This window comes from Streptomyces sp. SCA2-17 (assembly GCF_044336695.1).
This window is the reverse complement of the sequence record NZ_CP117521.1, coordinates 2,482,143-2,497,983: the sequence shown is the minus strand read 5'-3', so window position 1 is coordinate 2,497,983 and position 15,841 is coordinate 2,482,143. Positions and strand designations below refer to the sequence as shown.

Here is a 15,841-nt window from a genome sequence, read left to right as displayed (position 1 = left end):
GTCTGACCTGCGCTTCCGTAGGTCTCATCGGCACGCCTCCAGGCCTGCGGCCGCGCAGGATACTGCATGATCACCAAAAAGAAGATGTTCCGTGGGAATTCTGTCCGGATTCCAGTCGTTCTTTCCATCGGACGGGGTAACCGTGGCAGGGTCCGCTCGTACAGGGAAGCCCTACTGGGCCGCGCGCCCCGCCCGTCCCGCGACCGACTCATCGCAAGGGAGTACGCATGGCAACCCGTGCCGTCGCCCGTCGTCAGACTGCCGACAAGGGCGCTGAGGGGGCGAGCAGTATGCGCGCCTCCGGGGAGATCGCCGACCGCGATCTGGTCGGCATGTATCTCGACGAGATCGCGCGTACGCCCCTGCTCGACGCCGCCAAGGAAGTCGAGCTCTCCCAGACCATCGAGGCGGGCGTCTACGCCCAGCAGATTCTCGACGGCCTGGAGGACCCGGGCAAGGGCGCGAAGGCTGCCTCGCGCGAGGAGCTGGAGGCCATAGCGGCCGAAGGCGCGCGGGCCAAGGACGTCTTCATCAAGTCGAACCTGCGCCTGGTCGTGGCGGTCGCCCGCCGCTATCCGCGCAGCGGCCTGCCGCTCCTGGACCTGATCCAGGAGGGCAATGCGGGTCTCGTGCGCGCGGTGGAGAAGTTCGACTACACCAAGGGCTTCAAGTTCTCCACGTACGCGACGTGGTGGATCCGCCAGGCGATCACCCGTTCCATCGCCGACCAGTCCCGCACGATCCGGCTGCCCGTCCACCTCGTGGAGGAGCTCGGGCGGATCCGGCGCGTCCAGCGCGAGTTCAACCGCGAGAACGGGCGCGACCCCGAGCACGCCGAGATCGCCGAGGAGCTGGGCACCACCGCCGAGCGCGTCGGCGACGTCCTGGACTGGGCCCGCGACCCGGTCAGCCTGAACATGTCCGTGGATGACGAGGGCGAGACCCAGTTCGGCGATCTGCTGGAGGACACCTCCGCGGTGTCGCCCGAGCAGTCGGTGATCGCCCTGCTGCGCAGCGAGGAGCTGGAGGACCTCATCGGCCGCCTCGACCAGCGGACCGCTTCGATCATCAAGGCGCGCTACGGCATCGAGGACGGCCGCGAGCGCACCCTCACCGAGGTCGGCAAGCAGCACGGCCTGACCCGGGAGCGGATCCGGCAGATCGAGAAGCACGCCCTGCTGGAGCTCAAGAAGATGGCCCACGACACGGGCTTTGACGCGGCGGCGTAGCGGGGCGCAGTGCGCGGCGTAGTGACGTAGCGGCTTAATAGGGCATAACCTCATAGACCGGGCCCCGGCGCCACCCCCCCTGCGTCGGGGCCCTCCTCTGCCGCTTTGTCGTCCGCTTTGCCGTCCGCTTTGTCGTCACCCGGCCGCGCGGCTGATCCGTGCCCCCAGCTCGCGCAGGTGCTCCACCAGCTCCCGCGGCTCGTGGACGGTGAAGTCGCAGTCCAGCAGGGCCAGCCGGAGGGCCAGCCACTCCAGGGAGTCGGCGACCTCCAGGTCGAGCCGGCAGGTCGTCCCGTCGACGGGCCGCGGGGCCCCGAGGTGCTGCGGGAGCCGCGCCGCGACGAACTCCGCGGGAGCGTGCACCGTCGCGACGACCCGGATCTTCGGCTGCATCCGGCTCAGCGAGCGGTTCATGAACTCGGCCGCGTCCGCCGCCGGCAGCTCGCGCGGGGCGAAGCGGGCGCCCGTGGCGAACGGCTCGCTGACCCGGTCGACCCGGAAGGTCCGCCAGTCGCCGCGGTCGATGTCGTAGGCGACCAGATACCAGCGGCGCCCGGTGCTCACCAGGCGGTACGGCTCGACGAGCCGCTGCATCTCGGTGCCGTCCCCCTTGCGGTACGAGAAGCGCAGGCGCTCGTTGCCGGTGGCCGCCGAGGCCATGATCGTCAGCGTTCGCGGGTCGACCGTCGCGCCGTCGCCGGAGGTGATCGGGACCGTGGCCGCTTGCAGGGCCGAGACGCGGTGCCGCAGCCGGGACGGCAGCACCTGTTCCAGCTTGGCGAGGGCCCGTACGGACGCCTCCTCGATGCCGTCGACGGCGTGCCCGGCGCCCGCCCGCAGCCCCACGGCGATGGCCACGGCTTCTTCGTCGTCGAGGACGAGGGGCGGCAGCGCGGCGCCGGCCGCGAGCCGGTAGCCGCCGACGGCGCCCATGGTGGCCTGTACGGGATAGCCGAGGTCCCGCAGCCGCTCGATGTCGCGGCGGATGGTGCGCGTGGTCACACCGAGCCGATCGGCGAGCTCGCTGCCGGGCCACTCGCGAGGGGTCTGGAGCAGGGAGAGCAGGTTCAGCAGCCGTGCCGGAGTGTCGGTCATGACACCAGGGTGGCAGCGAAGTGGGACACAAGCTGTCCTATATGAGGACTACGGTCGGTCGTACGCCGAAACGCCGAAACACCAGAGGTGCCTCTTCTGCGGAGGCGCCCCTTCCGCCCCACTGAAAGGCCAGGTCCGTCCATGACCACCGATTCACCGCCCACCGACCGCCGCCGCTGGCTGGCGCTCGCGGTAGTGATGACCGCTTCCTTCATGGATCTGGTCGACGTCACGATCGTCAACATCGCGATGCCCAGCATCAAGCGCGACATCGACGCCTCGTTCAGCGTCCTGCAGTGGCTGAGCGAGGGGTACGCGCTGGCCTTCGCGATCGGCCTGATCACCGGTGGCCGGCTGGGCGACATCTACGGCCGCAAGAAGGTCTTCCTGCTGGGCATGGGCGGCTTCACGCTGGCCTCGATGCTGTGCGGCATCGTCAGCGACCCGCAGCTGCTGGTCGGGGCGCGGGTGCTGCAAGGCCTGATGGGCGCGCTGATGGTGCCGCAGGTGCTGTCGATCATCCACGTCACGTTCCCCGCGCACGAGCGCGGCAAGGTCTTCGGCATGTTCGGCGCGGTCATCGGCCTGGGCGCCGTCTCCGGTCCGCTGCTGGGCGCGCTGCTCACCCAGTGGAACCTCTTCGGCCTCGAATGGCGCCCGATCTTCCTGATCAACCTGCCGGTCGGCATCGCCGGCCTGCTCCTCGGCCAGCGCTTCATCACCGAGTCCAAGGCCCCCAAGGCCCTCAAGCTCGACCTCGTCGGCGTCGCCCTCGCCAGCGTCGGCCTGCTGATGCTGCTCTTCCCGCTCACCCAGGGCCGCGAGCACGACTGGCCGCTGTGGGGCTTCATATCCATGGGCGCGTCCCTGCTCGTCTTCGCCGCCTTCATCGCGTACGAGCGCCACAAGACCCGCAAGGACGGCTCGCCGCTGGTCGAGCTGTCGCTGTTCAAGGTCAGGAGCTTCACGGGCGGCGTCGGCGTCCAGCTGGTCTTCGGCATGACCACGGGCATCTTCTTCATGGTCTGGACGATGTACATGCAGATCGGCCTCGGCTGGTCCGCGCTGCGGGCGGGCCTGACCGGCATCCCGTTCTCGATCGCCGTCTCGGCGGCGGCCGGCATGTCCGTGCAGAAGCTCGTGCCGCGCTTCGGGCGCAAGGTGCTCTCGACGGGCGCGGTCGTGATGGCCGCCGGCGTCCTGATCTACATCTGGGAGGCGAAGCACTACGGCGCGGGCATCGAGTCCTGGCAGATGGCGCTCCCGCTCATCGTGATGGGCGCGGGCATGGGCCTGATCGTCTCCCCGATCACCGACGCGATCCTCTCCGAGGTCCCGCGCGAGCACGCCGGCTCGGCGTCCGGCCTGATCAACACCACGATGCAGCTCGGCAACGCGATCGGGCTCGGCTTGGTCTCCGTGGCCTTCTTCTCGGTCGTGGACGACGCGGACCCGCGGCGCGAGCCGGTGGCCGACATCTTCGGCGGCGCGTTCACGAACGCGATGTGGTGGGTCGCGGGCGGCCTGGTGCTGGTCTTCGCCCTCCTGTTCCTCCTCCCGAAGCGACGGAGGGTGGAGGACGCTCCAGCGATGGAACAGGAGCCGGAGGCGGAGCTGGCGGCGGCCTGAGTGGTCGCTCTCTGACGTGCCCTGGGCGGGCTGGATGCATCCAGCCCGCCCAGGGCTTTTCTGGGCACCCTCCTGCGGCCCCACCGTGAGCGGACTCATGCCGGGCCAGCCGGCCCACGGGGCGTGCATACCGCAGTATGCTCGCTTCATGGCGGATACGACACGCATCACGGTGACGCTGCCGACCGAGCAGGTCGCCGAGCTGAAGAAGCTCACGGACAACGTCTCCGGCTATGTCGCCGAGGCGGTGGCGCGTCAGCTGCGGCACCAGCTGCTCGGCGCCGATCTGGAGCGCCACCAGGAGGAACACGGGGCCTTCACCGAGAAGGAGCTGGCAGAAGCTCGCTCGAGGATCCTCGGGGCGCCGGAGGCCGGCGGATCGGCGAGCGCGGCGTGAAGGAGCGCGTCGAGACCGTCGTCCTGGACTCCCAAGGACTCTCCGCCTGGATCGCACAAGACCGCAAGATCCTCGCGATGTTCCAGGTCTTCCACGCCATGGGCACTGATCTCGTCATCGGAGCCAACACCATCGTGGAAGTCAGCCACGCGCGGATGAACGTGCCTCGATTGCAGTGGGCGCTCTCACGCGTCAAGGTCGAGCCTGTGACCGAGGACGCGGCGAAAACGGCTGCGGAACTGCTCAAGACCGCAGGTCTGCACGGCCACAAGTACGCGATCGACGCGACCGTCGCCGAGGTAGCGCTGCGCCAGCCGGGTCCGGTGGCCGTACTCACCTCCGACGTCGACGACATGGCCCGGCTGTGCGGTGACCGCGTCCGGATCATCGGCATCTGAGGGGAGCGGCCCACTCATGGGTTCGCCTCCGTGAGTTGTGTCTGGAATTGCTGCGTGGCGACGGCGTGATGCCAGGCCGCGTCCCGGGCCTGGCAGGCTCGGAGGACGGTTCGGGCGTCTTCGAGAACGCGAACGCCGAGATCCTTGCTTTGGTCGTCGAAGACGAACTCCACGACGGTGCGCGCATCGAAGAGCCAGAAGTCGACGTCCGGCAGACCGATGCGTACGGCGTCCGCCCGGTACAGGTTCCGGATGTCCTCGCCCGCCTCGACGTTGCCCAGACCGGAGGCCAGCAGAAAGCGCTGCCCTTCTGTAGGCGGATCGTCCACGAGCCTGACCCGCTCGAACCGCTTTCCCTGGTCGGTTTGCCGCCGGACGTCGGCGTGCCAGGGCTGGCCCGGATCGTAACCCAACGCCTCCCCGCGCTGGAATCGCTCCCACCGCGGGCTCAGCAGGTCCGAGGCGTAACCGCGCCGGGTCTCCAGACGCCAGGCCGTGTGCTCGAAGTACTCGAAGAAGGGCGTGATCTCTTCGAAGGGGATGGTCTGTGCCACTTCACTCCTCGAATGCAGATGGGCGGCGCGCAGGCCCTCCCGCTCGCGGTCGGTAGGGCGCTCTCCTATGTATCGCCGTGGGCGTCCTGCTGGTGGCGTTCGCGCTGCTCGCTCAATGCGAGGAAGTCGTCCCAACGGCCGTCGCGTACGGCGGTCGCCCGCCTGATGGTGAGGACGAGGCACTTCTTGCAGACACCAGAAGGGCGCTCAGCCGCAGCCGGAGAGATGGGCGTGCCGCCCACCTCGCCGCTGGCTGCCGCATTGACCCGGCTCATGGTGTTGGCGGCTGCCAGGCGAGCGCTCAAGCCCTCGGGCGGTACGGGAAGCATGCCCCTGGAGGCAGGGACGTCTGTAGCGTGGGTCCGGGGCGTGCGGTCCGTGCGGTCCGTCATATGTCGTGTCCTCGTTCGTGAACGATCAGAGCGGTACGGAGGGTTGAGAGGGCTCTGGCCCGCAGCCAGTGAACGAGTTTTCTTCACGCCTACGTGACACCAAGAGGTGACCCCAAGGCGGAGTCGGGGCGGCAACACAACCGGAGGTGGCCCGGGTGGGGGCACAAACACCGAGCCCGCAGGACATCGTGGCGGGCCTGTTGGGCGACGAACACTTCAGGTCCGCCTGCGGCCGGCGCGACATGGGCACCGTGTTCCGGCTGCTCAACCGGCGTGGTGTGAGTACGCGGCGCCTCGCCGCCCTTGTGGAGATCACTCAGGGGCGTCTTTACGACTACATGAGCGGGAAGAGCAGAGTCGAGAAACTCGCTCTCTTCGAGCAGATCGCCGATGCCCTCCACATTCCCGGGGAGCTGCTCGGCCTCGCACGCCGGTCGTGGGAGCCGCCGGTTCCGTCGCCGACGGACGCGAGCCCTCCGCCACCGGATGCCGATGACCTGGATGCGGTGGGCGCATTCCGGGACGCGGACCGGCAGGCGGGCGGGGGACGGCTGTATCAGGCGGTCGTGCGCCACCTGAGCGAGAACGTCGCCCGGCGCCTCGTCGATTCGGCGGGCGGGCTCAAGGCCTTCGCCGCTGCCGCCTCGTTCACCGAAATGGCAGGTTGGATGGCCCACGACTCAGGGCTGGACGACCTCGCAGAGCGGCACTTCGTCCGGGCGCTTCCCCTGGCGCGCATGTCCGGCGACGCGCCGCTGACAGCCGGAATCGCTGCGAGCAGGAGCCACCTGGCCCTGCAGTCCGGTGATGCGGCACAGGCTATGCACTGGGCCCGGTCCGGTCTCGGCATGATGAGCCGGGGGCCTCGAATTCCCTCGCTCGCAGCGCGGCTCCACGCCATGGAAGCCCGAGCCCTGGCCGCCGCCGGAGAGGTGTCCGAGGCCGAGCGGTCTTTGGGGCGAGCGCAGTCCGCCTTGTGCGTGACACACGAGACGGGGTCGGGCCATTCCTGGACGAGCCCGTTCGATGCCGCTTCGCTCGCCAGCGAATCCGCTCTCGCGCTCCGGGACGCCGGGAGGTACGAGGATGCCCTGAAAGCGGCCCGGCAGGCGATTGACCTGCGTCTGGATGACCGGGCCCGCTCTCTGGGGTTCAGCCGCGTCACCTTGGTGGAGGTCCACCTTCGCCGGACGGACCTGGACGCCGCAGTGCATGCCGGCATCGAGCTGCTGACCACGACCACTGCGCTGGGATCCGTACGCTTCATCGGTCAATTGGCGGAACTTCGCCGGGCCTTCAGCGCGCACTGCGCTTACGCACCCGCGAGGGAATTCCTCGGTCTCCTGGACGACGACATGAGGAAGCGGTCGATGCTCCTCGCCGACATCATGCGCTCACCCGGCACGGGCGGGACCGTATGAGGCCCGGCCCGGAGGACTCGGCGGCTTGGACGGCTTACCTGGCGGAAGGCAACGCGAAGCAGGCCCGGAAGCGCGTCGCCGCCGATGTCCTTTTCCAGGACGATGCCGGGAGATTTCTGCTGGTCAAGCCCACCTACAAGCCCGGCTGGGACCTTCCTGGAGGCATGGCGGAAGCCAACGAGGCTCCCGACGACGCCGCGGCGCGCGAATTGCGCGAAGAGCTGGGTCTGACCGTTGTGATACGTGGTCTGCTGGTCGTGGACTGGGTGGCGCCGCACGGTCCATGGGACGACCAGGTGGCGTTCATCTTCGACGGGGGCGTCCTCGACAGCGGGGTGGCCGCCGCCCTCCGGCCCCGTGACGCCGAACTCTCTGAAGTGCGCTTCGTGTCCGCCCAGGACGCCGGGAAAATGCTGCGCCCCCGCCTCGCAGGTCGTTTTTCTGCCGCGGTCAAAGCTCTTGCCGGTAGCTGTCCGGCCTATCTACGGAATGGGCAGCGGACGGCAACCCCGCCTGGAACTCCCGCGTAGCGACCGCGTCATGCCAGGCCGCATCCCGTACCTGGCAGTAGCGCACGATCTTCACCGGGTCGGTGATCAGCGCGACGCGAGTCAGGCGGTCGGCGTCGTCGAAGTGCAGGAGGGCGGCCACCCGGGAGTCGAAGAGCCAGAAATCCTCGGCGGGCAGCCGAAGGCGTTCCGCATCGCTGCGCCAGAGATGGCGGATGTCCTCCCCGACGGCCGCGTTCCGCCGTGCTCCGTCGAGGAGGTAGAGCTGGCCGGGCGTGGGCGGGTTGTCGAGGACCCGTACGCGTTCGAAGCGCTTACCTAGGGCGGACTGTTCGCGGCGCGAGGTACACCACGGGTCGTCGAGGTCGTAGCCCGCGTCCCGGCCCTGCATGAATCGCCGGTAGGTCTCGGTCTCCTCGTCGGACCGGTAGGCGCGCCGGGTTTCGAGCCGCCATGCCGTGTGTTCGAAGGTCGTGAACATTCCGTCGAACTCGTCGAAGTCGATGTCGATGTTGATGGATGCAGGCACGTGCTCCACCTCCTGTTCCGTTCGGGGCGGCTTGAGCTCCGGGCTGCGGGGGTCGGAGTCCGAGCGTTGTTTGCAAGGAATGGGTAGTGGGCTCAAACCGCCCTCCCTCCCAACCCCGCCTATACCACGGCCGTTTCACTTTCGGTGATCGGGTTGCGACATCCTGTCGCCGCGCTCTAGCGTTCGCAGCAACAAACAACCCCGGTCAGGTGCGCTAACACCTGCCGGGGTTTGACCAACGAGATCGAAAGCAGTCGATCCCATGGCTGACGCCGACTGTAGCGCTGCCCCGCGCGCCCCGCACCCCCACCCCTCCGCCGTCCGTGGCTACGGCAAGCGGACCGTGCCCGATCAAGCCCCCCGCCGACGCGACGACTTCGGACATCTCCGGCCCCGCGAAGCGTCCATCGCCGCCTTCATCGACCGGCTTCCCGACGGGGCCGCGATGGATGCGAAGACCCTGGCGGCCCACCTCGCCGACTACGGGCAGGCCGCCTGCCGGACCGCTCTGCGGCGGCTCTCGGAGGCCGGGCATCTGCGGCGGGTGACAGAGCGGATCAAAGGTGACAGTGGCAGCTGGCACTGGGTTACTCGGACCTACTTCTCCCGTACCGTCCGGGATGACGCCTGGTGGGATGCCTTCCTGGCTGACGGCCTTCCGCCTCAGCCCGTCGACGACCGGCCCGCACCCCACCCGCCGCGCCGCGCCCGTTCTCGCGCCTACCTCCTCCTCGCCGGTCTCGGGCGTATCGACTCCCGTATGACGCTCTCCGCGGCCGAGTGTCAGGCCCTCGAAGGGCTTGTCACGCAATGGCTGGATCTCGGCGCTGACGACGAGGAAGTCGTACGGGCCCTCACCGCCGGGCTGCCGCTGGAAGTGCACAGTGCCGGGGCCCTCGCCCGGCGGCGGCTCACCGACAAGATGCCGCCGGAGAGGCCGTCACCGCCACAGCCGCAGGCGCCCCCGCACCGCCCCCTCCGCATCCTTGAGTGCACCGTCTGCCGTACGCCAGGCCGCCCCGAAGCGCTTCCCGGCGGGCTCTGCCGTGACTGCCGGGGGAGTGGGCCCGCCTACGCCGATCACCGGCCCGATCCGGCCGCCATCCGGTCCCGGGCCGACGGGATCCGGCGGCTGGTGCGGGCCGCCGCGCGGGCCACCGCACTGCCTTCGTAGCTCACTGTTACCACCCGCCCACACATTGTCTGATTTGACGACCCCCGCACCCCCTCCGCATCATTCCACTAACACGTTAGTGAAACGAGGGTGCCGAATGATCGCGTTCCGGATCGACCGGCGCAGCGGTGTGGCCACCTACCTCCAGCTCGTTCACCAGGTCAGGCAGGCGCTCCGGCTGGGCGTGCTGGTGCCGGGGGACCGGTTGCCGACGGCCAGGGACGTGGTGGAGGCCGTCGCCGTGAACCCCAACACCGTGCTCCGGGCCTACCGGGAGCTGGAGCGCGAGGGGCTGGTCGAGCCGCGGCCGGGGCGGGGCACGTTCGTGCGGCGGTCCCTGGCGCGGCCCGCCGCGGCCGCGGATGCGCCGCTGCGCGCCGAGGCCGCCGCCTGGGTGGGCCGGGCCCGCGCGGCCGGGCTGGAGCGGGAGGACATCGCGGCGCTCGCCGCCTCCGTCCTCGACGACTCCTTTCCGCTGCCCCAGCCACCGCCTCCCTTCATCCCGGGCCCCCGCTCACCGCAGACGCACACGCAGGAGGAAGACACGTGACCGACGACCCCACCACCGCCTTGCGGGCGACCCGCCTGGGGCGGAGGTTCCGCGGTGGCTGGGCCCTGCGCGACTGCGACTTCGCGCTTCCCGCCGGCCGGATCACCGCCCTCGTCGGCCCGAACGGCGCGGGCAAGAGCACGCTGTTCCACCTCGCCACCGGCCTGCTCCGGCCGACCTCCGGCGAGCTGCGTGTCTTCGGCGCCGAGCCGGGCACGCCGGCGGCCCGGGACCGCACCGCGTTCCTCGCCCAGGACAAGCCGCTCTATCCCCGCTTCACCGTCGACGACACCCTGCGCTTCGGCCGCGAGCTCAACAGCGACTGGGACCAGGCCTCCGCCGAACGCATCGTGCGCGCCGGCAACATCTCCCTCGACGCCCGCGTCGGCGCCCTCTCCCAGGGCCAGGCCACCCGCGTCGCCCTCGCGCTCGCCTTCGGCAAGCGCCCCGACCTGCTGCTCCTGGACGAACCGCTCGCCGACCTCGACCCGCTGGTCCGCATCGAGGCCATGGGCCTGGTCATGGCGGAGGTCGCCGACCGCGGCACCACCGTCGTCATGTCCTCCCACGTGCTCTCCGAGCTGGAGAACGCCTGCGACCACGTCCTGCTGCTCAAGGACGGCGCCGTACGCCTCGACGGCGACGCCCAGCGGCTGTGCGACACCCACGTCCGGATCACCGGGCTCGCCGACCCCGCCACGGACGACGGGCTGCCGCCGGACGTCGACCGCGCTGGCGTCGTCGAGGCCGCCGTCACCGGGCGGCAGGTGCACGCCCTCCTCCGTCACAGCGACTGGTCCCCGGGCGACCCGTGGATCGTCGAGAACCCCTCCCTGGAAGATCTCTTGCTCGCGTACCTGCGTTCCGACAGCACGCCCAGCACGCCCGCCGAGGCCGCCGCATGAAGGGCACCCTCTGGCTCGCCTGGCGCCAGCAGCGCGCACTGATCCTGACCGGCGCCGCCGTCCTCCTCGCCGTGGCAGCCTGGGTCGCCGTCATGCGCGCCGACATGACCGGCTTCATCAGCAGCCACCACATCCCCACCGCCACCTGCAAGGGCTGGGACGGCGACTGCCAGAGCGAAGCCGCCCGCACGCTGCTGGACGACAACAACGGCCCCCTGCGCGCCCTCGGCTCCCTCAGCACCGCCCTGCCCGTCCTGATCGGCATCTTCTGGGGCGCGCCCCTCCTCGGCCGCGAACTGGAGAGCGGTACGTGGAAGCTCGCGCTCACCCAGGGCGTCAGCATCCGCCGCTGGTTCACCACCCGTTACGCCCTCGCCGCCGCCTGCACGGTGCTCGGCTCCGCCGTCCTCGCCGCGCTCGTCGCCTGGTGGTGGTCGCCGGTCTCCAACATGCTCGACGGCCTCTACTGGCACGACGGCTACGTCTTCAACGCCACCGGCCCCGCCGCCATCGCCTGCGCCCTCTTCGGCCTCGCCGCCGGCACGGCCGCAGGCCTGCTGATCCGGCGCACGCTGCCCGCGATGGCCGCCGTGCTCGGCGCCGTCGTGGCCGTGCGGTTCGCGCTCCACACCTTCCGCTCCGACTGGATCTCGCCCCAGCTGTGGATCAGCAAGGGCGACGCGCCCCGCCGTGAGATCGGCAGCGGCTGGTCGACCGGGGAGTTCGGCTTCGTCGACGCCGCGGGCCGCCGGCACGCCGTCGCGGACGCCTGCGCCTGGGGCGAGGGCCTGCCCGACCTCAAGACGTGCATGGCCCAGAAGGGCTTCACCGGCCGCTACCGCACGGTCTACCCCAGCAGCGACTTCTGGACCTTCCAGTGGATCGAGACCGGCATCTTCCTCGGCCTGGCCGCGGTGCTGACCGTCCTCGTCGCTTACGTCCTGCGCCGCCGGCTCCTCTGAGCCCGCGGCCGGCCCCGTCCCGCGTTTGCCAACCCCCTACGGAGGTACCGCCCGTGTCCTCGCGCACAGCAGCCGCCCTGCTCAAGAACCGCAGCAACCTCTCCCACAAGGTCCGCTACGCGGTGACCCACCCCGCCCGCATCGCCCCGTACCTCAAGCGCACCGCCCGCGACGGCTGGCTGCGCCTGAAGCACCCCGACCACGTCGACTACTACCGCGCCGTGATGGCCTCCGACACCGCCCGCAACCCCGAGGCCGCCGTCGGCAGCAAGACCCACGACCGCTGGCTCGCCCTCGGCAAGATGCAGTTCGACTACCTCACCGAGCACGGCCTGGCCCCGCGCCACCGCATGCTCGACATCGGCTGCGGCAACCTCCGGGCCGGCCGGCTCTTCATCGACTACCTCGACGCCGGCCACTACTACGGCATCGACATCTCGCCCGACATCCTCATCTCCGCCAAGCGCACCCTCACCACGTACGGGCTCCAGGAGAAGCTCCCGCACCTCACCATCACCCAGAACCTCACCCTCGACTTCCTCCCCGACGCGCACTTCGACGTCGTCCACGCCCACAGCGTCTTCTCGCACTCGCCCGTCGAGGTCATCGAGGAGTGCCTGGCGCACGTCGGCCGGATCCTCGCGCCCGGCGGCTTCTTCGACTTCACGTTCGACCGTACGGAGGGCGCGGAGCACCAGGTGCTCCGCGAGGACTTCTACTACCGCACCGGTACGCTCATCGCCCTCGCCGAGAAGCACGGGCTGCGGGCCCGCTTCATGGACGACTGGGAGAAGCGGCCGCACGGCCAGTCGAAGATTCGGGTGAGCCTGCCCGAGTGAGGGCGGGGAGCGGTGGGAGCCTCGCTCTGTGAGCGATCAGACCCCCACCGCGCCCGCGCCCTCCGGCCGGGAACCCCACCAGGAACCCCACGAGGGCTCCCTCGGCAACCGCCTCAACCGGCTGCGGGCCGCCGTCCTCGGCGCCAACGACGGCGTGGTCTCCACGGCCGGGCTCGTCGTCGGCGTCGCCGGCGCCACCGACTCCCGCGGCACGCTGCTGACCGCCGGGCTCGCCGGACTGCTCGCCGGGTCCATGTCCATGGCCGCCGGCGAGTACGTGTCGGTGAGCACCCAGCGCGACTCCGAGCAGGCCGCGCTCGCCCTGGAGCGGTGCGAGCTCGCCGTCGAGCCGCAGGCGGAACTCGACGAACTCACCGGGCTCCTTGAGGGCAAGGGGCTCACCCATGACCTCGCCCGTGAGGTTGCCGAGCAGCTCACCGAGCACGATGCGCTGCGCGCGCACGCCGAGGTCGAGCTCGGGATCGATCCCGACGAGCTGACCAGTCCCTGGCAGGCGGCCGGGGCGAGCTTCCTCGCCTTCACGGCAGGGTCGCTGCTGCCGCTGCTCGCCATCGTGCTTCCGCCTCCGCACGTCCGGCTGCCGGTGACCGTGGTGGCGGTGCTTGCCGCGCTGGTGCTGTGCGGGTGGGGGAGTGCGCGGATGGGGGATGCGCCGGTGGGGCGTGCGATGTTGCGGAACGCGGCGGGTGGGGCGCTGGCGATGGGGGTGACGTACGGGGCGGGGTCGTTGCTCGGCGCGGCCGGGGTGTGAGCCGTGTTGCGGCTCCGCCGGGGGGTGTGGATTTCGGGTGCGGGTCGTACGTGGCTGGTCGCGCAGTTCCCCGCGCCCCTATCGGGGCGCGGGGGCCCCGCAGAATGACACCGTCCCGCGCCCCTATCGGGGCGCGCGAACGCTCTGCTCAGCCGTACAGCTCCCCGTACGACGGGAATACCCCGCCCGGGCCGTCCACCGTTTCCGCGGCTCGTACTCCCTTTGCCACCGCGCGCGTTACCGCGTCCGCTCCCGCCGCCAGGATTTCGTTCACCGCTCCCGCCGCCAGCAGCGTGGCCGTGTCGCCGAAGACGTCTTCGGCGATCAGGGGGCGGTCGCCCGTGGCCAGGGCGAAGACCGTGTCGCCGTCGTTGAGCAGGTGCACCGGGCGGATGGCGCGGGCGAGGCCGTCGTGGGCCGTGCCGGCGAGCTTCCGGGCCTGGGCGCGGGTCAGTTCGGCGTCGGTGGCGACGACGACGAGCGTGGTGTTGAGCGGCGGCCGCACCGACGCGGCCGAGCGCTTCGCGGACTCCTCCCGGGCCGCGGCAAGCCGCTCCTGCGCGGCCGCGTGGCGGTCCGCCGTCGGGTACTCGACCCGGCCCTCGTAGAGCTGTCCGTACAGGACGCCCGTCGCCGGATCGGCCGGCGAACCCGCGGCGTTGACGACCGCCAGTGCCGCGACCGTCGTGCCCGAGGGCAGCACGACGCTCGCCGTGCCCACGCCGCCCTTCATGCCGCCGGCCACCGCGCCCGTGCCCGCGCCGACGTTGCCCTGCGCGACGGGCGCCCCCACGTCCTCGCGGGCCGCGGCCTCGGCGGCCTCGCGGCCCAGCGCGGCGTCCGGGCGGGCCCGCCAGTCGCCGCCGCGGCCGAGGTCGAAGAGGGCGGCGGCGGGGACGACCGGGACGACCTGCGCGGGGTCGGGGCCGACGCGGAAGCCGCGGCCGCAGTCCTCCAGCCAGGCCACCACGCCGGACGCGGCGTCCAGCCCGTACGCGCTGCCGCCGGAGAGGACGACCGCCTCCACGCGCTGGACGAGGTTGCGCGGGTCGAGGGCGTCGGTCTCGCGGGTGCCGGGGCCGCCGCCGCGGACGTCCACGGCGGCCACGGCGCCGCCCTCCGCGGTGAGGATGACGGTGGTGCCGGTGAGCGCGCCGGGGCCGGAGCGACGGGCGTGGCCCACGCGGATGCCGGGGACGTCGGTGAGCGCGTCCATGGGCCCGCGGGCGGGTGCATTCGTCATACAGCCATGCGTATCACGCCGCTGCGGGCGGCGGGTTCTTTGTGGACAACCAGACCCCCGCCCCCACGGTCGCCGACGCCACCAGCCCCGTCAGCAACACCGCGCTGCCACCCGCGAACGTGCAGGCCAGAATGGCCAGTGCGGACACCGGGAGCACCAACTGCTGGGCCGTGCCGCGCTTGTAGTGCCGGGAGTGGAACAGCCAGACCAGGAACATGAACAGCGCCCCGGGGACCGTCACCGCGCCGGACGCCGCGAACGTGGAGACGTGCGCCTTGCCGACGGCCTGTTCGACCGCCACCTCGATGCCGGCGCCGATCGCCGCCGCCGCCGCGAACACGAAGTAGTGCCCGTAGCCCCACAGGAACGACTGCCGGTTGGAGGCCAGGTGCTGGTGGATGGGGACGGCGAAGTAGATCCAGAACGCGGCGAAGATCAGCAGCAGGCCGCCCGCCGCCATCGGCAGCAGCTCGCCCAGCTCCTCGCTCTCCTCCAGCGCCGACTGCACGGCCACGGTGGCCGCCGAGACCGTCTCGCCCAGCACGATGATGGTGAACAGCCCGTACCGCTCGGCGATGTGGTGCGGGTGCCAGGCCGTCTGCCAGTCCTTCTCGGCGACGACCGGCACCGCCAGCTCGGCGCAGGCCATCACCAGGAACACCCACGGCTTGGCCCGGTCCGGCAGGAACAGCAGCCCCAGCCAGCCCACCTGGCACAGCGAGACCCCGGCCGCGTACTTCAGCGCCGTCCGCCGCTCCGCGCCCCGCGTGGAGCACGCGGCCCGCAGCCACTGCGACACCAGCGCCAGCCGCATCACCAGATAGCCGAACCACACCACCGCGAAGTCGCTGCGGTCGAAGGCGCGGGGGATGCCCGCCGCCAGGATCAGCACGCCGGTGATCTGGATCAGCGTCACCACGCGGTAGAGGACGTCGTCCGTGTCGTACGCGGACGCGAACCACGTGAAGTTCAGCCACGCCAGCCAGATCGCGAAGAACACCATCAGATAGCCGGGCACGCCGTGCGCCGCGTGCCCTTCGGCGAGCGCGTGCACGAGTTCGCGGCCCGCGACGGCCACCGCGACGACGAAGCACAGGTCGAAGAAGAGCTCCAGCGGCGTGGCCGCCCGGTGCTCCTCCTCGCGCCCGCGGCCCGCCATCCGCCGCAGCACGGGGCCGCCTCCCGGCGGGGCGGGTCCGCCGTCCGGCGGGGGTGCGTCCTCGCTCATACGGCGATTCTCGCC

18 protein-coding genes are annotated in these 15,841 nt (G+C 70.9%); 12 read left to right on the top strand and 6 right to left on the bottom strand.

The annotated features are described in order from the left end of the window. The first annotated feature begins 227 nt into the window (after window positions 1-227). Window positions 228-1,229: a sigma-70 family RNA polymerase sigma factor gene (locus tag PS271_RS11065; protein ID WP_398381788.1), complete on the top strand. Its 1,002-nt coding sequence runs from the start codon at window positions 228-230 to the stop codon at window positions 1,227-1,229. Between the two features lie 135 nt (window positions 1,230-1,364). Here the strand turns inward: PS271_RS11065 and PS271_RS11060 are convergent, their stop codons facing one another. Continuing rightward, window positions 1,365-2,324 (bottom strand): helix-turn-helix transcriptional regulator, encoded by a 960-nt coding sequence (locus PS271_RS11060; RefSeq protein WP_398381787.1) that lies wholly within the window; start codon window positions 2,322-2,324, stop codon window positions 1,365-1,367. 141 nt (window positions 2,325-2,465) lie between these two features. On the opposite strand from PS271_RS11060, the gene PS271_RS11055 reads away from it, so the two are divergent. The 3 genes from PS271_RS11055 to PS271_RS11045 all read left to right on the top strand — a co-directional run bounded on the left by PS271_RS11055 (window position 2,466) and on the right by PS271_RS11045 (window position 4,748). Next, the gene (locus PS271_RS11055; RefSeq protein WP_398381786.1) at window positions 2,466-3,953 is read left to right on the top strand and encodes an MFS transporter; all 1,488 of its coding nucleotides are present in this window, start codon (window positions 2,466-2,468) and stop codon (window positions 3,951-3,953) included. Window positions 3,954-4,101: 148 nt separating this feature from the next. Then, a complete protein-coding gene (locus PS271_RS11050) occupies window positions 4,102-4,350 on the top strand; it encodes a type II toxin-antitoxin system CcdA family antitoxin (RefSeq protein WP_398381785.1) in 249 nt (82 codons plus the stop codon). Beyond that, window positions 4,347-4,748: a DNA-binding protein gene (locus PS271_RS11045; protein WP_398381784.1), complete on the top strand. Its 402-nt coding sequence runs from the start codon at window positions 4,347-4,349 to the stop codon at window positions 4,746-4,748. The genes PS271_RS11050 and PS271_RS11045 overlap by 4 nt, the downstream gene beginning before the upstream one ends. A 14-nt stretch (window positions 4,749-4,762) precedes the next feature. On the opposite strand, the gene PS271_RS11040 is transcribed toward PS271_RS11045, so the two are convergent. Both PS271_RS11040 and PS271_RS11035 read right to left on the bottom strand, forming a co-directional pair. Further along, window positions 4,763-5,302, bottom strand: a complete 540-nt coding sequence (locus PS271_RS11040) for a DUF6879 family protein (RefSeq protein ID WP_398381783.1) — start codon at window positions 5,300-5,302, stop codon at window positions 4,763-4,765. Between the two features lie 65 nt (window positions 5,303-5,367). Beyond that, window positions 5,368-5,694, bottom strand: a complete 327-nt coding sequence (locus PS271_RS11035) for a hypothetical protein (RefSeq protein WP_398381782.1) — start codon at window positions 5,692-5,694, stop codon at window positions 5,368-5,370. Window positions 5,695-5,849: 155 nt separating this feature from the next. Between PS271_RS11035 and PS271_RS11030 the strand changes: the two genes are divergently transcribed. Together PS271_RS11030 and PS271_RS11025 are read left to right on the top strand one after the other, a co-directional pair. Further along, window positions 5,850-7,115, top strand: a complete 1,266-nt coding sequence (locus PS271_RS11030) for an NsdA family TPR-like regulatory protein (RefSeq protein WP_398381781.1) — start codon at window positions 5,850-5,852, stop codon at window positions 7,113-7,115. Continuing rightward, the gene (locus PS271_RS11025) at window positions 7,112-7,645 is read left to right on the top strand and encodes an NUDIX domain-containing protein (protein ID WP_398381780.1); all 534 of its coding nucleotides are present in this window, start codon (window positions 7,112-7,114) and stop codon (window positions 7,643-7,645) included. The genes PS271_RS11030 and PS271_RS11025 overlap by 4 nt, the downstream gene beginning before the upstream one ends. On the opposite strand, the gene PS271_RS11020 is transcribed toward PS271_RS11025, so the two are convergent. Then, window positions 7,566-8,153 carry a DUF6879 family protein gene (locus PS271_RS11020; protein ID WP_398381779.1) on the bottom strand — a complete coding sequence of 196 codons (588 nt, stop codon included), beginning with the start codon at window positions 8,151-8,153 and terminating at the stop codon, window positions 7,566-7,568. The two genes, PS271_RS11025 and PS271_RS11020, sit on opposite strands and share 80 nt — an antisense overlap. Window positions 8,154-8,415: 262 nt before the next feature. Between PS271_RS11020 and PS271_RS11015 the strand changes: the two genes are divergently transcribed. From PS271_RS11015 to PS271_RS10990, 6 genes are all read left to right on the top strand, one after another. Then, window positions 8,416-9,327 carry a hypothetical protein gene (locus PS271_RS11015; RefSeq protein ID WP_398381778.1) on the top strand — a complete coding sequence of 304 codons (912 nt, stop codon included), beginning with the start codon at window positions 8,416-8,418 and terminating at the stop codon, window positions 9,325-9,327. A gap of 97 nt (window positions 9,328-9,424) precedes the next feature. Then, the gene (locus PS271_RS11010) at window positions 9,425-9,877 is read left to right on the top strand and encodes a GntR family transcriptional regulator (RefSeq protein WP_398381777.1); all 453 of its coding nucleotides are present in this window, start codon (window positions 9,425-9,427) and stop codon (window positions 9,875-9,877) included. Beyond that, window positions 9,874-10,782 (top strand): ATP-binding cassette domain-containing protein, encoded by a 909-nt coding sequence (locus PS271_RS11005; RefSeq protein ID WP_398381776.1) that lies wholly within the window; start codon window positions 9,874-9,876, stop codon window positions 10,780-10,782. Before PS271_RS11010 ends, PS271_RS11005 begins: the two co-directional genes overlap by 4 nt. Continuing rightward, window positions 10,779-11,744, top strand: a complete 966-nt coding sequence (locus PS271_RS11000) for an ABC-2 membrane transporter-related protein (RefSeq protein WP_398381775.1) — start codon at window positions 10,779-10,781, stop codon at window positions 11,742-11,744. The genes PS271_RS11005 and PS271_RS11000 overlap by 4 nt, the downstream gene beginning before the upstream one ends. Before the next feature lie 53 nt (window positions 11,745-11,797). After that, window positions 11,798-12,583 (top strand): class I SAM-dependent DNA methyltransferase, encoded by a 786-nt coding sequence (locus PS271_RS10995; protein ID WP_359593189.1) that lies wholly within the window; start codon window positions 11,798-11,800, stop codon window positions 12,581-12,583. Between the two features lie 28 nt (window positions 12,584-12,611). Further along, entirely contained in the window at window positions 12,612-13,355 is a 744-nt protein-coding gene (locus PS271_RS10990; protein WP_398381774.1) for a VIT1/CCC1 transporter family protein, read from the top strand. 148 nt (window positions 13,356-13,503) lie between these two features. Here PS271_RS10990 and PS271_RS10985 read toward each other — a convergent pair whose 3' ends face one another. Both PS271_RS10985 and PS271_RS10980 read right to left on the bottom strand, forming a co-directional pair. Next, window positions 13,504-14,598 (bottom strand): P1 family peptidase, encoded by a 1,095-nt coding sequence (locus tag PS271_RS10985; RefSeq protein ID WP_398381773.1) that lies wholly within the window; start codon window positions 14,596-14,598, stop codon window positions 13,504-13,506. 13 nt (window positions 14,599-14,611) lie between these two features. Beyond that, window positions 14,612-15,826, bottom strand: coding sequence for a low temperature requirement protein A (locus PS271_RS10980; protein WP_398381772.1), 1,215 nt, complete (start codon window positions 15,824-15,826; stop codon window positions 14,612-14,614). Window positions 15,827-15,841 lie beyond the last annotated feature (15 nt).

Excerpts from the sequence above, each read along its gene's own strand:
- PS271_RS11025 (WP_398381780.1), top strand. The coding sequence starts at position 7,112 with ATGAGGCCCGGCCCGGAGGACTCGGCGGCTTGGACGGCTTACCTGGCG.
- PS271_RS11010 (WP_398381777.1), top strand. The coding sequence starts at position 9,425 with ATGATCGCGTTCCGGATCGACCGGCGCAGCGGTGTGGCCACCTACCTC.
- PS271_RS11050 (WP_398381785.1), top strand. The coding sequence starts at position 4,102 with ATGGCGGATACGACACGCATCACGGTGACGCTGCCGACCGAGCAGGTC.
- PS271_RS11065 (WP_398381788.1), top strand. The coding sequence starts at position 228 with ATGGCAACCCGTGCCGTCGCCCGTCGTCAGACTGCCGACAAGGGCGCT.
- PS271_RS11060 (WP_398381787.1), bottom strand. The coding sequence starts at position 2,324 with ATGACCGACACTCCGGCACGGCTGCTGAACCTGCTCTCCCTGCTCCAG.
- PS271_RS11000 (WP_398381775.1), top strand. The coding sequence starts at position 10,779 with ATGAAGGGCACCCTCTGGCTCGCCTGGCGCCAGCAGCGCGCACTGATC.
- PS271_RS11035 (WP_398381782.1), bottom strand. The coding sequence starts at position 5,694 with ATGACGGACCGCACGGACCGCACGCCCCGGACCCACGCTACAGACGTC.
- PS271_RS10980 (WP_398381772.1), bottom strand. The coding sequence starts at position 15,826 with ATGAGCGAGGACGCACCCCCGCCGGACGGCGGACCCGCCCCGCCGGGA.
- PS271_RS11015 (WP_398381778.1), top strand. The coding sequence starts at position 8,416 with ATGGCTGACGCCGACTGTAGCGCTGCCCCGCGCGCCCCGCACCCCCAC.
- PS271_RS11055 (WP_398381786.1), top strand. The coding sequence starts at position 2,466 with ATGACCACCGATTCACCGCCCACCGACCGCCGCCGCTGGCTGGCGCTC.
- PS271_RS10985 (WP_398381773.1), bottom strand. The coding sequence starts at position 14,598 with ATGACGAATGCACCCGCCCGCGGGCCCATGGACGCGCTCACCGACGTC.